A 13,891-nucleotide genomic window follows, 5' to 3' on the forward strand; every position below is an offset into this window, starting at 1 on the left:
ACCCGCCACGGCCGGATCCCCCCTCCCCCTCGATCACCCCGGACGAAGGATCGATGACGACCCGACCGCTTCCCCCGCGCAGGCGCCCCCGGCTCGTCGTCGGCGGCGGCGCGCTCGCCCTGACCGCACTGACCGCCCTCGCCACCCTGACCGCCCTGACCGTGGTCCAGTCACCCTCCACCGCCGCCGCCCCTGCCGCCCCGGCTCCCTCGGCTTCCTCGGGCCGGACCGCCGTGACCGCTCGCCCGACCGTCCGCAAGCTGCTGGTGGTCGTGATGGAGAACCACTCGCTGGCCCAGATGCGGGCCCAGATGCCGCGGACCGCCGCGTACGCGGACCGGTACGGCTACGCCACCGACTACCGGGCCACCACGCACCCGTCGCTGCCCAACTACCTGATGATCGCGACGGGCAGCACGCACGGGGTCACCGACGACCGGCCGCCGTCGGCCCACCGGCTGCACGGCAGCACGGTGTTCGGCCAGGCGGTCCGGGCCGGGCGGACCGCCCGGGTCTACGCCGAGGGGATGCCGTCGCCGTGCAGCACCGTCGACGGTGGCCGCCGGTACGCGGTCCGGCACAACCCGTGGGCCTACGCCGTCGACGAGCGGACGCTGTGCCGGCGCGACGACGTCCCGTTCTCCCGGTTCGCCCCCGACGTCGCCGCGGGCCGGCTGCCCACCGTCGGGCTGGTCGTCCCGGACACCTGCCACGACGCCCACGACTGCCCGCTGGCCACCGCCGACATCTGGTTCGCCGGGCTGATGGCCACGGTGACCGCCGGGCCCGACTGGCGGGCCGGCCGGCTCGCGGTGGTGCTGACCGCCGACGAGGACGACCGGCGCGCCGGGAACCGGGTGCTCACGGTGGTCATCCACCCGTCGGTGCACCACCGGGTGGTCACCCGCCGGCTGGGCCACCCCTCGATCACCCGGCTCGGCCAGCGGGTCGCCGGCGTGCCGCTGACCGGTGCGGCGCGGACGGCTCCGTCGCTGGCCACGGCGTTCGGGCTCCGGCTGCCCTGACCACACCCCGGTGTCCGGCCCGGGTGGGCGGACGGGCGTCGGTCAGCCGAGCAGCGCGGCGATGATCACCAGCACCGGCACCGACAGCACGGTGGAGAAGAAGATCGCGTCGCGGGCCAGCAACGTCCCGTGCCGGTAGCGGACCGCGAAGGTGAAGACGTTCTGGGCGGTGGGCAGGGCGGCGACCACGGTGACCGCGAGCAGCGCCGGCCGGGAGAGGTCGAGCAGCAGCGCGCCCACCGCCCAGGCGATCAGCGGCTGCACCACCAGCTTGAGCCCGACGGCCAGCCCGACCTGCACCGGCGGCTCACCGCGACCCGGGCGCGGGCCGAGCCGGAGCGAGACGCCGTAGGCGATCAACATCATCGGCACGGCCATCCCGCCGACCAGGTGCAGCGGGTCGGCGACCAGGCGGGGCAGCCGGAACCCGGTCACCGAGATCACCAGACCGAGCAGCGAGGAGATCATCAGCGGGTTGCGGAACGGCTGGGTGACCAGCCGCAGCACCCGGGCCCGGGCCGACTCGGCGGCCGTGCCGCTGGCCGCGCGCGAGGTCAGGTCGAGCACCGCCAGCCCGGCGGGTTGCAGCACCAGCAGCTGGGTCAGCAACATCGGCGCGATCAGCGAGACGTCGCCGAGGACGTAGGCCGCGATCGGCAGGCCGAGGTTGCCGGCGTTGACGTAGGCGGCGCTGAAGGTGCCGATCACCACCTCGCTCGGGGTGCGCCGGAACACCAGCCGGGCGGCCAGGACGTAGATCACCGACACGGTGACCACGCTGCTGATCGAGGCCACCAGGTTGGCCGAGAACAGCTGGGTGACCGGGGTGCCGCCGAGCACGGTGATCATCAGCGCCGGGTTTGCCACGAAGAAGGCGACCCGGGACAGCAGCACCTGACCCTGCTCGTCGATCAGTCTCAGGTGGGCGATCAGTGCACCGAGCCCGATCACCGACCCGATGGTGACGAAGCCCGCGAGGACTCCCGTCATCGCCCGACTCCCCCGCCCTCGCCCGTCCGATCACCGCTCGGCTGTCGGGTCCATCGTGCCGCAGCGGGGCCGGAACGCCGGACGGCGCCCGGATCGGGAGATCCGGGCGCCGTGCGGGTCGTGCAGGTCCTGCGGGCTCCGCAGGGAAGCGACTCAGGCGCTGGTGTTGACCGCGCCGTTGACGCCGTTCGGGAAGAAGCCGCCCTTCTTCACCGCACCCGGGTTCAGGTAGACGATGTTGAGCACCTGGCCGGGGGTCCGGCTGTAGGCGATGCCGTTGCCGTCGACCGGGGTGACGTTGACCTTGCCCTTCATGGTCGGGCCCTGGTCGAGGTCGCTCTTGCCGTCCAGGCTGTCTCGGGCGTTGGAGATCTTGTCCGCCGCCGCGTCGAGACCGAGGACGTCGATCTGACCACGGACCGCACCGGCGTGGTAGGCCTCGACCGCGAGGATGCCGGCGGCGGCCTCGAGGTAGGTCTTGTTGTTGATCAACGGCGCCGCACCCTTGTAGGCGGTCACCCCGACGTCCTCGAAGATGAAGGCGCCGAGCAGGAAGTTGCGCTCGTTGGCGAACGGGTCGAAGGTCTGGTTCGCCCCGATCAGGCCGGCCGCGCGGGCGGCGGCGGTGAAGCTGCTCTTGAGGTTGATCGCGGGCTGCGCGACCTTGGCCGAGCCGAGGGCCTTGCGGAGGAACTCGACGTGGCGGAGCTCGTCGATCGCGATCTCGCGGGAGAGCTGCATCAGGTACTTGCTCTTGAACGGCACCTTGTGACCGCCGGTGACGCCACCGCGGGTGCCCTTGCCGTCGGTGAGGCTGCTCGGCAGACCGTGCCCGTAGTGGGCCATCTGGTAGAACTGCGCCTCCAGGTACTCCAGGTTGAGCGCGAAGTTCAGCACCGCGGAATCGCTCGGTGCGGCCTCGGCGGTCGGCGCGACGGAGTTGACCAGCGCAGCGGCACCCAGGGTGCCGAGCCCGGCGAGCCCGGCGGCCTTGAGGAAGTTGCGGCGATCGTTGTCGTTCTCGGCGCTGCGGCTGATCATGTCAGCCACGACCTTCTTACCGAACATGTCTCCCCTTGTCGGGACGGGGCGCTCCTGCTCCCGTGGAATGGGGGCTCGAGGTCGCACCGGGACGAGGAGCACGTTCCGGCGGGGCGGGCAACGGATGTCCGCACGACCTCGGGCGAGTGGCGCCGTGTCGGGCGGTTCGGTCTCGACCGCTCCGGCGCGATGTCGCTCTGACGGGACTTCGGAGCGCCACCGGATGCGGATGGTGCGGGATCGGCGAGCACCTGAGAGCCGCGCTCAGCAAGCGCGACGCGGCCGCGGCGACGGGTCCTCCGACTAACCTCGGGCCGTGAGCAACCTCGAGACCCGGCCGGACGAGGTCGCGCTCTGTCCGCCTGCTGCCGAGGACGCCGAGCGCCGGGTGGAGGTGCTGGGCGCGCGCGACGTGCCGCTGGGCGGGCCGCGGGCGATGACCGTCCGACGGACGCTCCCGCAGCGGGGCCGCTCGCTGATCGGCGCCTGGTGCTTCGCCGACCACTACGGACCCGACGACGTGGCCGCCACCGGCGGGATGGACGTCGCCCCGCATCCGCACACCGGGCTGCAGACCGCCAGCTGGCTCTTCGAGGGTGAGATCGAGCACCGGGACAGCAACGGGGTGGTCGGCCCGGTCCGGCCGGGCGAGCTCAACCTGATGACCGGAGGACACGGGATCTGCCACTCCGAGGTGTCCACGCCGGAGACCGCCACCCTGCACGGCGTCCAGCTGTGGATCGCGCTGCCGGACGCGGCTCGCGACACGGCGCGCGACTTCGCGCACTACGTCCCGCCGGCCACGCCGGTGCCCGGGGGCAGCGTCCGCACCTTCCTCGGGACGCTGGCCGGAGCGACCTCGCCGGTGCCGACCCACTCGCCGCTGGTCGGTGCCGAGGTGCTGGTCGAGCCCGCGGCGCGAGTTCGGCTCGACCTGCGTCCCGACTTCGAGCACGGGGTGCTGGTCGACGCCGGTCCGGTCGGCGTCCGGCCCGAGGGTGGGTCGGCGGGGACGGTCGAGCGGGCGGCGCTCGGCTACCTGGCGGTGGGGACGTCCGCGGTCGAGCTGGCCGCCCCGACCGACGCTCCGGCCCGGGTGCTGGTCCTCGGCGGCACCCCGTTCGGCGAGGAGATCGTGATGTGGTGGAACTTCGTGGCCCGCAGCCACGAGGAGATCGTCGCGTTCCGAGCCGACTGGGAGGCCGGCACCGACCGGTTCGGCGCCGTGACCGGCTACCCCGGCGACCGGCTGCCCGCCCCGGCGCTGCCGCACGCGCGAATCCGTCCCCGGCGCTGAACCACCCGGTGGCGTGGCGGGGTCTCCCATGCCGGGCGGCCGACCCGGCGCGGCGGGAATACCCGGACCGCCCCCGGTCTTATATAGTTGAATTCTCAACCACCAGGAGGTCGACATGCAGTTCGGGATCTTCACCGTCGGCGACGTGACCACCGACCCGACGACCGGGCGCACCCCGAGCGAGCACGAGCGGATCGTCGACACGATCGCCATCGCCAAGCACGCCGAGGAGGTGGGTCTCGACGTCTTCGCCACCGGGCAGCACCACAACCCCCCGTTTGTCCCGAGCGCGCCGACCACCACGCTGGCCTTCATCGCCGCGCAGACCCGCCGGCTGATCCTGTCCACCTCGACGACCCTGGTCACCACCACCGACCCGGTGCGGATCGCCGAGGACTACGCGACGCTGCAGCACCTGTCCGAGGGCCGGATGGACCTGATGATGGGCCGCGGCAACACCGGCCCGGTCTACCCGTGGTTCGGCAAGGACATTCGCCAGGGTATCGAGCTGGCCATCGAGAACTACGCGCTGCTGCACCGGCTGTGGCGCGAGGAGAACGTCGACTGGGAGGGGCACTTCCGGACCCCGCTGCAGGGCTTCACCTCCACCCCGCGGCCGCTCGACGACCTGCCGCCGTTCGTCTGGCACGGGTCGATCCGCAGCCCCGAGATCGCCGAGCAGGCCGCCTACTACGGCGACGGCTTCTTCGCGAACCACATCTTCTGGCCCGCCTCGCACACCGCGCGGATGGTCCGCTTCTACCGGCAGCGCTTCGAGCACTACGGTCACGGCCGCGCCGACCAGGCGATCGTGGGGCTCGGCGGGCAGGTCTACCTGGCCCGCAACAGCCAGGACGCGGTCCGCGAGTTCCGGCCGTACTTCGACAACGCCCCGGTCTACGGCCACGGACCGAGCCTGGAGGAGTTCACCGCCCAGACCCCGCTGACCGTCGGGTCGCCGCAGCAGGTGATCGAGCGGACGCTCGGCTTCCGCGAGTACGCCGGCGACTACCAGCGTCAGCTGTTCCTGCTCGACCACGCGGGGCTCCCGACCGCGACGGTGCTTAAGCAGCTGGACCTGCTCGGTGAGGTGGTCCGCGAGCTGCGGCCCGCCTTCGAGGCGGTCCGGCCCGCGCACGTCCCGTCCGACCCGCCGACCCACGTCTCGCGGCTGGCCGAGCGCGCAGCCGGCGAGGGCGACGAGGCCGCGTCGAGCGACGACGTCGAGCTGGTGTCGGCGTGACCCGCCAGATCGCGGTGATCACCGCCGGGCTCTCCGAGCCGAGCTCGACCCGGCTGCTGGCCGACCGGCTGGCCGACGCGACCCGGACGGCGCTGGCCGTCCGCGGTGAGCAGGTGGAGGTCGACGTGGTCGAGCTCCGCCCGCTCGCCCACGCCGCGGTCGACGCCACCCTGACCGGGTTCACCTCGGGTCCGCTGACCGAGGCGCTCGACACGGTGGCCCGGGCGGACGGGGTGATCGCGGTGACGCCGACCTTCCAGGCGTCGTACTCGGGGCTGTTCAAGTCGTTCCTCGACGTGTTCACCATCGATCACGCCGACGCGCTGCGGGGCACCCCGGTGCTGCTCGGCGCGACCGCCGGGACGGCCCGGCACAGCCTGGTGCTGGAGTCGGCGATGCGGCCGCTGTTCAGCTACCTCGGGGCGCTCACCGTGCCGACCGCGGTGTTCGCCGCCTCCGAGGACTGGGGCGCGGCCGGCCAGGCCGATCGCACCGCCGGTGAGCTGGCCAGCCGGATCGACCGGGCCGCGGGCGAGCTCGCCGGACTGGTGACCGGTCGCCCGGTCCGGGCCACGACGGAGGACGACGGGTTCGGCGAGGTGGTCGACTTCGCCACCCTGCTGTCCCGCTGACAGGAGCCTGCTCGACCACCCGGGTGGACCCGAGCACCCGGGCCGGGAACGACCGACGCCCGCGCCGACCCGGCGCGGGCGTCGTCGCGTCTGCGCGGCGGCATCGTGAACGGCGGGCGTTCGGGGCGTGACGAACCGGTCGTCACCGACGTCCTAGTCTTGACGGCACTCGCTGAGCAGTCCTGCGGGTGCACCGCCGACGCATCCCGCGTCCTCCGAAAGGGCTTCTCATGTGGGCTTTCCTCAGCGCACGGCTCCGCACCTGGGTGATCTTCGCCATCGCCGTCCCGCTCCTCACCGGAGTGATCAGCCTGATCCGTCGCCGGCTCGAGCAGAAGAACGGGCAGACGCCGGCCGTCAAGGTGCTGACCAAGCTCGAGAACTTCGGCCGGCGCAAGCAGCGGCAGGCACAGCAGCAGCCGCGCCGCTGAGCAGGCTCGCCCGCTGACGCCACTCACCCGGTTGGCCCTGCCGACCGGGGGCCCACGGCACAGTGGTGCGGCGCCCGGGCCTAGCGTGGCGGCGGTGACGACGTTCCTGCTGGTCGGTGCGGGCTACCGGACCCGATTGCTGCTCGAGGTCGCCGAGCGGCTGCCCGGTCTGCGCTGCGGTGGAGTGCTGGCCCGGACGCCACGTCCTCATCGCCACCCGGTGCACACCGACCTCGACGAGGCCGTGCGGACGGTCCGGCCCGACTTCGCCCTGGTCTCCGTCGCCGCGGCGGCGAACCCCGGACTGGTGCTGGCGCTGGTCGAACGCGGGGTGCCGGTACTGGCCGAGACGCCACCCGCTCCCGACCTCGACGGGTTGCGGTCGCTCTGGGCGGAGCTGGAGCGGACCGGCTCGGCGGACTCGGTGCAGGTGGCCGAGCAGTACCTGCGGATGCCGATGCACGCGGCCCGGCGCGCCCTGGTGCGCTCCGGGGCGCTCGGGACACCGACGCAGGTGCAGGTCTCCTCGACCCAGACCTACCACGCGGTCTCGATCATCCGCGGACTGCTCGAGGTCGGTCGCGGCCCGGCGACGGTGACCGCGAGCCGGGTGACCGCGCCGCTGGTCCAGCCGCTCGACCGGGGCGGCTGGACCGACGACGACACCGCGCACCCGGCGACCACGACGATCGCCACCCTCGACTTCGGCGACGGCCGCTCCGGGCTCTACGACTTCACCGACCAACAGACCCGCAATCTGCTCCGGCACCGCCGACTGGTGGTCCGCGGCTCGCGCGGCGAGCTCGACGGCGACCGGGTGGTCCGGCTGGGCGGGGCCCGGACCCTGCTCTCCGGACGGCTCGAACGCCGGCAGGTCGGCTACGACGTCGACCTCAACGGCTACGACACCGAGCTGATCAGCTATGAGGGCGAGGTGCTCTGGCGCAACGCCTATCTCGGGCAGCGGTTCATGGACGAGGAGCTCGCCGTCGCCTCGATGCTCGAGGCGATGATCACCTCGCTCCGGGGCGACGGACCGCCGCCCTATGCCCTCGCCGAAGCCTGCGCCGACCAGGCCCTCGGCCTGGCCGTCGAACGCTCTGCGGCCGAGCGGACCATGATCACCACCGCCGTCGAACCGTGGAGCTGACCCCCGGAACCTGCGCTTCGACAGTGCCCTGAGCCTGTCGAAGGGCGAAGCGCCCCGAGCCTGTCGAAGGGTGAAGCGCCCTGAGCCTGTCGAAGGGCTAGCGACTCGACCACCGCCGCGCTTCGACAAGCTCAGCGCGCGAACTCCCCACCTACGTGCCTGAGCCGACCTCACCACGGTGCCCTGAGCCTGTCGAAGGGCGATCACCCGGACCCGCGCTGCGACAACTCAGCGCTCGTGCCCTGACCACCGCGCGCGCTTCGACAGGCTCAGCGTGCGTACCCCACCACGGTGCCCTGAGCCTGTCGAAGGGCCGGCGCCCAGGAACCACGACGGCCCCGGACCCGGCGTGAAGCCGGGTCCGGGGCCGAGTGGGCCGATCAGCTGCAGCCGCTGGTCGAGCCGCAGCCCTCGCAGACGTAGCAGCTGCCGCTGGGGCGCATCTTCGTCCCGCAGGTGAGGCAGAGCGGCGCGTCGACGCTGGTCCCGGTGACCTGCTCGAGCAGCTCGGCGGTGGTGTGCGCACCGACCGGAGCCGGCTTCACCGCGGCCGTCGGGACGTCCTCGACCTTGGCGGTCTCGGACTTCAGGCTCTCGGCCTCGCTGTGCTCCTCCGCCTCCTCGACGGGCAGGTACGAGCCGGTCTCGACCTGCCGGGCGCGCTCGGTCGCGGTGTAGATGCCGAGCTCGGCCCGCTCGTCGAAGGTCAGGTAGTCCAGCGCCAGCCGGCGGAAGATGTAGTCCATGATCGACTGCGCCATCCGGACGTCCGGGTCGTCGGTCAGACCGGCCGGCTCGAACTTCAGGTTGGTGAACTTCTGCACGAAGGTCTCCAGCGGGACCCCGTACTGCAGGCCGATCGAGACCGCGATCGAGAAGGCGTCCATCACGCCGGCCAGGGTCGAGCCCTGCTTGCCGAGCTTGAGGAAGACCTCACCCAGACCGTCGTCCGGGTAGGATCCCGAGGTCATGTAGCCCTCGGCGCCACCCACCGAGAACGAGGTGGTCCGGCTCGGGCGGCTCTTGGGCAGACGCTTGCGGACCGGGCGGAACTCGACCTTGGCCGGCTCCTCCTTCTTCTCCTCGGCCTTCTTGGCCTTGCCGTCGCTCAGCGGCTGGCCGACCTTGCAGTTGTCGCGGTAGACGGCGAGCGCCTTGAGCCCGAGCTTCCAGCCCTGCAGGTAGACCTCGGCGATCTCCTGCACGGTGGCGGTCTCGGGCAGGTTGACCGTCTTGGAGATCGCGCCGGACAGGAACGGCTGGCAGGCCGCCATCATCCGCACGTGGCCCATCGGCTTGATCGCCCGCTGGCCCATCGCGGTGTCGAAGACCTCGTAGTGCTCGGTCTTGAGCCCGGGCGCGTCGACCACGTGGCCGTTCTCGGCGATGTACTCGACGATCGCCTCGGCCACCTCGTCGGCGTACCCGAGCAGCTTGAGCGCCCGCGGGATCGTCTGGTTGACGATCTGCATCGAGCCGCCGCCGACCAGCTTCTTGAACTTGACCAGCGAGAAGTCCGGCTCGATGCCGGTGGTGTCGCAGTCCATCATGAAGCCGATGGTGCCGGTCGGCGCGAGCACCGAGGCCTGCGCGTTGCGGTAGCCGTTGGTCTCGCCGAGCTTGATCACGCCCTCCCACGCCCGGGTGGCCCGGGCGTGCACGTCGCCGTCCCAGCTGGAGACGGTGCGCAGCGAGTCGTTGGCGGCCTGGTGCTTGCGCATCACCCGCTTGTGCGCCTCGGCGTTGCGGGCGTAGCCGGCGTAGGGGCCGACGATGGCGGCGAGCTCGGCCGAACGCCGGTAGCTGGTACCGGTCATCAGCGAGGTGATCGCCGCGGCGAAGGCGCGGCCGCCCTCGGAGTCGTACCCGTGACCGGTGGCCATCAGCAGCGCGCCGAGGTTGGCGTAGCCGATCCCCAGCTGGCGGTAGTTGCGGGTGGTCTCGCCGATCGGTTCGGTCGGGAAGTCGGCGAAGCAGATCGAGATGTCCATCGCGGTGATGATCAGCTCGACGGCCTTCTCAAAGAGCTCGGCGTCGAAGCTGTCGTCCGCACGGAGGAACTTGAGCAGGTTGAGGCTGGCCAGGTTGCACGAGCTGTTGTCGAGGCTCATGTACTCCGAGCACGGGTTGGACGCGGTGATCCGCCCCGACTCCGGGTTGGTGTGCCAGTCGTTGATCGTGTCGTCGTACTGGATGCCCGGGTCGGCGCACTCCCAGGCCGCCTTGGCGATCTTGTCGAACAGCGCGCGGGCGTCGACGGTCTCGATCACCGAGCCGTCGGTGCGGGCGCGCAGCCCGAACTCGCGACCCTCCTCGACGGCCCGCATGAACTCGTCGGTCACCCGGACCGAGTTGTTGGCGTTCTGGTACTGCACCGAGGTGATGTCGGCCCCGCCGAGGTCCATGTCGAAGCCGGCGTCGCGCAGCGCGCGGATCTTGTCCTCCTCGCGCGCCTTGGTCTCGACGAACTCCTCGATGTCGGGGTGGTCGACGTCGAGGACGACCATCTTGGCCGCCCGGCGGGTGGCCCCGCCGGACTTGATGGTGCCCGCGCTGGCGTCGGCACCGCGCATGAAGGAGACCGGACCGGAGGCGGTGCCGCCCGAGCTCAGCAGCTCCTTGCTCGAGCGGATCCGGGACAGGTTCAGCCCGGCGCCCGACCCGCCCTTGAAGATGAACCCCTCCTCCCGGTACCAGTTGAGGATCGAGTCCATCGAGTCGTCGACGCTGAGGATGAAGCAGGCGCTGACCTGCTGGGGGCTCTTGGTGCCCACGTTGAACCAGACCGGCGAGTTGAAGCTGAAGTACTGGTGCAGCAGCATCCAGGTGATCTCGTGCTCGAAGACCTCGGCGTCGGCCTCGGTGGCGAAGTAGCCGTTCTCCTCGCCGGCGCGCCGGTAGGTGGTGACGACCCGGTCGATCAGCTGCTTGAGGCTCTGCTCGCGCGCCGGGGTGCCGAGCGCGCCGCGGAAGTACTTGGTGGTGACGATCGTCGAGGCGTTGACGCTCCACCCGGTGGGGTACTCGACGCCCTTCTGCTCGAAGACGGTGGCGCCGGTCTTCCAGTTCGTCTGGACGACGTCACGCCGCTCCCAGGTGACCTCGTCGTAGGGGTGCACGCCCGGGGTGGTGAACACCCGGTCGATCCGCAGCCCACCGGTCGGTTGCTTCTTGGAGCGGCCGTTGGTCGCGCGCGTGGTCTCGGTCATCTGTCGGGTTGCCTCTCTCGCTGCTGCTGATCTCTGGGGGTTCGGCTGATCCGGGGGATCGGTGCTGCTGGGTGCTGGGTTCTCGGATGCTGGGTCGTCGGGTGCCGGGCTCGTTGCCCCGCTGGTGGGCCGGGATGTGGCCGGGACGAACCCGAACAGCCTTCCCCTGCTGTCCGGGCCCGTCCCGGGGTTCAGGGGCCGCCGGCCGTCCCGCGACCGGGCGCGCGCCCGGTCGGTCGGTCGGCGGCGCGGTCCGCGGGCCGGCGGGCCCGCCGGCCGGTGGCGCGCCCGCGCCGGGTGGACGGCGTGCCGGCGAGCTCGGGGATCAACGGCTCGAGACCCAGCGGCTCGGACTCGATCCGGAGCAGGGCGATCTCGTTCTCGAAGTCGTCGACCGAGTCGTACTGGCGGTAGACGCTGGCGAAGCGCAGGTAGGCCACCTGGTCGAGCTCGCGCAACGGACCCAAGATCGCCACCCCCACCTCGTCGGCCGGCACCTCCGGCTGACCCGACGCCCGGAGCGTGTCCTCCACCTGCTGGCCGAGCTTGGCCAGCTGGTCCTCGTTGACCGGGCGTCCCTTGCAAGCCTTGCGGACACCACTGACAACTTTGTCCCGGAGGAACGGTTCGACGGCACCGGACCGCTTGACCACCACCAGCTGCATCTGCTCGACGGTGGTGAACCGCCGCTCGCAGACCGGGCACTGCCGACGCCGCCGGATGCTGGCGCCGTCCTCGGCGACCCGCGAGTCGAGCACCTTCGAGTCGTTATGACGGCAGTAAGGGCAGTGCACCGCGACTCCTCTCGGCTCGGGCGGGGGTCTGACACCCCTCCGTTGTGGACGGATCTGGGGACGAGGCTGTGGGGAGGATGTGGACCGGCGGGCTGACCTGTGGAGAACCGACCACAACTTGTGGATGAATCACAGTGGTGTAAGCACTAGATGTAGAGAGACTACGTCCGCCGGGCCCCCACGGCAAGAGGGGACGGCGCGTCGCGGCCGCGACGCGCCGGGCTCGGACGACCGAGCCCCCGACGCCGCCCGTCCGGCCGGTGCCACGGGGCTGCGCCGTGGCTCGAGGGCCACGGATCCGCGCCCGGTCCGGTGCCCCGTCCGCGCCGTAGACTCCGCGGACGCGCCGCCCGGCCGCGCGGTGCGGGCGAACGGTTCCGCCCGGGTCACGGGCCGGTGACCGGCGCAAGCAGCCGGACGAGGAACGGAGGACGTCGGTGGACGCAGGACGCGAACCCGAGCACGAGGGCTGGGCCGCACCGCACCGGCCTCCGGAGGACGCGAACCCGGCAGGCCCGGCGAACCCGCAGTCGCATCTGCACCGCCCTCGCACCGATCCCTTCGACGCGCCCGCCGCGGGATCGCACCCGGACCAGGACGGGCTCCCGGTCGACGGCCCCACGTCGGGGCAGACCTGGCAGCCGTGGGAACAGCACCAGACCGAGGGGCACCAGACCAACTGGCACCAGACCGATCCGCACCAGACCGATCCGCACCGGAGCGAGCGGAACCAGAGCAGACAGCACCAACCGTGGCCGGTGCACCCGTCCGCGCAGACCGGAGCGTCCCCCGGCCCGTCCTGGTCACCGGAACAGCCGTGGCCGCAGGACCGGGCCTGGCCGGCCCCGGCACAGGGCTACGGGGGACCGGTGCAGCCCTACCCCGGTGTCCCGGCCGGACCCGGGGTCGTCCCCGCGCCGCTCCGCTCGGACTACGCACACTGGGGCCGCCGCGTCGCCGCGTCGTTGATCGACGGCATCCCGGGGATCGTCTTCGCGGTGGTGCTCATGATCGGCTACATCCGTTTCCTCGTGGCGGTGTTCGAGGACTCGGTCCAGGGCGCCGCACCGGCGTTGCCGGCTGGCTTCGGTCCGTGGATGGTCGCGCTGGTCGTGCTCTACGTGATCATGCTCGGCTGGTCGGTCTACGACCGCTGGCTGCTCCAGGGCCGCACCGGCCAGACGCTCGGCAAGCGGGTGCTCAAGATCAGGTTGATCAACGAGGCGAACGGCGCCCCGATCGGCGCCGGGATGGCCTTCGCCCGCGACCTGGTGCACTACCTCGACGGCGTCGCCTACGTCGGCTATCTGTGGCCGCTCTGGGACGAAAAGCGCCAGACCTTCGCCGACAAGCTGCTCAAGACCGTGGTCGTCGACGTGCCCGAGAACACCCCGATCACCCTGGCGAAGGACCGGACGCCTCCCGAGCCCTTCCGCTGAAGGGCTGGCCGCCGCTTGCGAGGGCTCAGCGGTTCGAGGACAGGCTGACCGCGCCCGACGGGTAGCCGTCGGAGGTCACCCGGGCCGCGGTGGCCCCGACCACGGTCAGGGCGGCGACCGCGATCATCACGCCGGTCACCAGGACGACGGCGATCCCCCGCTCGGTGAGCCGGACCGCCGAACGGACCGGCGCGACGGCGACCGGACGTGCGGGGCGGCGGCGCTCGGTCTGCGGGCGGACGGTCTGCGGGCGTGCGGCCTGCGGGCGGACGGGGACGTCGCAGCCGCGCGGCCCCACCGGGGCGACTCGTCGGAGCTCAGGGGCCGGGACGCTGCGGCCCGGGCGGAGCGTCGGGGCGGCGGTCCGGCCACTTCCCTGACCCGGACGCCGCTCGCGAACCGGCCGTCGGGTCGGCGTCCCGCCGGTGGTCCGCTCGGCCACCCCGGCGTCGATCGTCATGGTGCTCATCTGCGCTCCTCGGCTCGTCGTGTCCGCGCTCCCGGCCCGGCCGGCACTAGAACACGTGTTTGATTTGTACCGCAGGATCGAGGCGTCGGCAAGAGCATTCGCACAATCGTTCGACAGGTGTCGTGTCCCGCGCAGGCCGTCCGTGGTCATGTCCTGACCACACCAGAGGGG

12 protein-coding genes are annotated in these 13,891 nt (G+C 71.9%); 7 read left to right on the forward strand and 5 right to left on the reverse strand.

Translation table 11 applies throughout. The features are described from left to right. Positions 1-53: 53 nt before the first annotated feature. Positions 54-1,025 carry an alkaline phosphatase family protein gene (locus FHX74_RS15040; protein WP_182561026.1) on the forward strand — a complete coding sequence of 324 codons (972 nt, stop codon included), beginning with the start codon at positions 54-56 and terminating at the stop codon, positions 1,023-1,025. Positions 1,026-1,067: 42 nt separating this feature from the next. Here FHX74_RS15040 and FHX74_RS15045 read toward each other — a convergent pair whose 3' ends face one another. Together FHX74_RS15045 and FHX74_RS15050 are read right to left on the reverse strand one after the other, a co-directional pair. Continuing rightward, positions 1,068-2,015: an AEC family transporter gene (locus FHX74_RS15045; RefSeq protein WP_182561027.1), complete on the reverse strand. Its 948-nt coding sequence runs from the start codon at positions 2,013-2,015 to the stop codon at positions 1,068-1,070. Between the two features lie 153 nt (positions 2,016-2,168). Beyond that, positions 2,169-3,056, reverse strand: coding sequence for a ferritin-like domain-containing protein (locus FHX74_RS15050; protein WP_235970802.1), 888 nt, complete (start codon positions 3,054-3,056; stop codon positions 2,169-2,171). A gap of 316 nt (positions 3,057-3,372) precedes the next feature. On the opposite strand from FHX74_RS15050, the gene FHX74_RS15055 reads away from it, so the two are divergent. The 5 genes from FHX74_RS15055 (at position 3,373) to FHX74_RS15075 (ending at position 7,809) form a co-directional block, all read left to right on the forward strand. Beyond that, positions 3,373-4,353 carry a pirin family protein gene (locus tag FHX74_RS15055; protein ID WP_328823849.1) on the forward strand — a complete coding sequence of 327 codons (981 nt, stop codon included), beginning with the start codon at positions 3,373-3,375 and terminating at the stop codon, positions 4,351-4,353. A gap of 115 nt (positions 4,354-4,468) precedes the next feature. After that, on the forward strand, positions 4,469-5,596 hold the full coding sequence (locus FHX74_RS15060) for an LLM class flavin-dependent oxidoreductase (protein WP_182561029.1): 1,128 nt from the start codon (positions 4,469-4,471) through the stop codon (positions 5,594-5,596). Next, entirely contained in the window at positions 5,593-6,228 is a 636-nt protein-coding gene (locus FHX74_RS15065) for an FMN reductase (RefSeq protein ID WP_182561030.1), read from the forward strand. The genes FHX74_RS15060 and FHX74_RS15065 overlap by 4 nt, the downstream gene beginning before the upstream one ends. Before the next feature lie 230 nt (positions 6,229-6,458). Then, positions 6,459-6,659, forward strand: coding sequence for a hypothetical protein (locus FHX74_RS15070; protein WP_182561031.1), 201 nt, complete (start codon positions 6,459-6,461; stop codon positions 6,657-6,659). Positions 6,660-6,753: 94 nt separating this feature from the next. Then, a complete protein-coding gene (locus tag FHX74_RS15075) occupies positions 6,754-7,809 on the forward strand; it encodes a Gfo/Idh/MocA family protein (protein WP_220484047.1) in 1,056 nt (351 codons plus the stop codon). Positions 7,810-8,189: 380 nt separating this feature from the next. Here FHX74_RS15075 and FHX74_RS15080 read toward each other — a convergent pair whose 3' ends face one another. Further along, the gene (locus tag FHX74_RS15080) at positions 8,190-11,018 is read right to left on the reverse strand and encodes a vitamin B12-dependent ribonucleotide reductase (RefSeq protein WP_182561033.1); all 2,829 of its coding nucleotides are present in this window, start codon (positions 11,016-11,018) and stop codon (positions 8,190-8,192) included. A gap of 191 nt (positions 11,019-11,209) precedes the next feature. After that, a complete protein-coding gene (gene nrdR / locus FHX74_RS15085; RefSeq protein ID WP_182561034.1) occupies positions 11,210-11,812 on the reverse strand; it encodes a transcriptional regulator NrdR in 603 nt (200 codons plus the stop codon). Between the two features lie 437 nt (positions 11,813-12,249). Between nrdR and FHX74_RS20765 the strand changes: the two genes are divergently transcribed. Further along, complete coding sequence (locus FHX74_RS20765; protein ID WP_182561035.1) at positions 12,250-13,251, forward strand: RDD family protein; 1,002 nt, start codon at positions 12,250-12,252, stop codon at positions 13,249-13,251. Between the two features lie 25 nt (positions 13,252-13,276). Here FHX74_RS20765 and FHX74_RS15095 read toward each other — a convergent pair whose 3' ends face one another. Next, positions 13,277-13,720: a hypothetical protein gene (locus FHX74_RS15095; RefSeq protein WP_182561036.1), complete on the reverse strand. Its 444-nt coding sequence runs from the start codon at positions 13,718-13,720 to the stop codon at positions 13,277-13,279. Positions 13,721-13,891 lie beyond the last annotated feature (171 nt).

This window comes from Microlunatus kandeliicorticis, from assembly GCF_014137855.1.
Classification (GTDB): Bacteria; Actinomycetota; Actinomycetes; order Propionibacteriales; family Propionibacteriaceae; genus Microlunatus; species Microlunatus kandeliicorticis.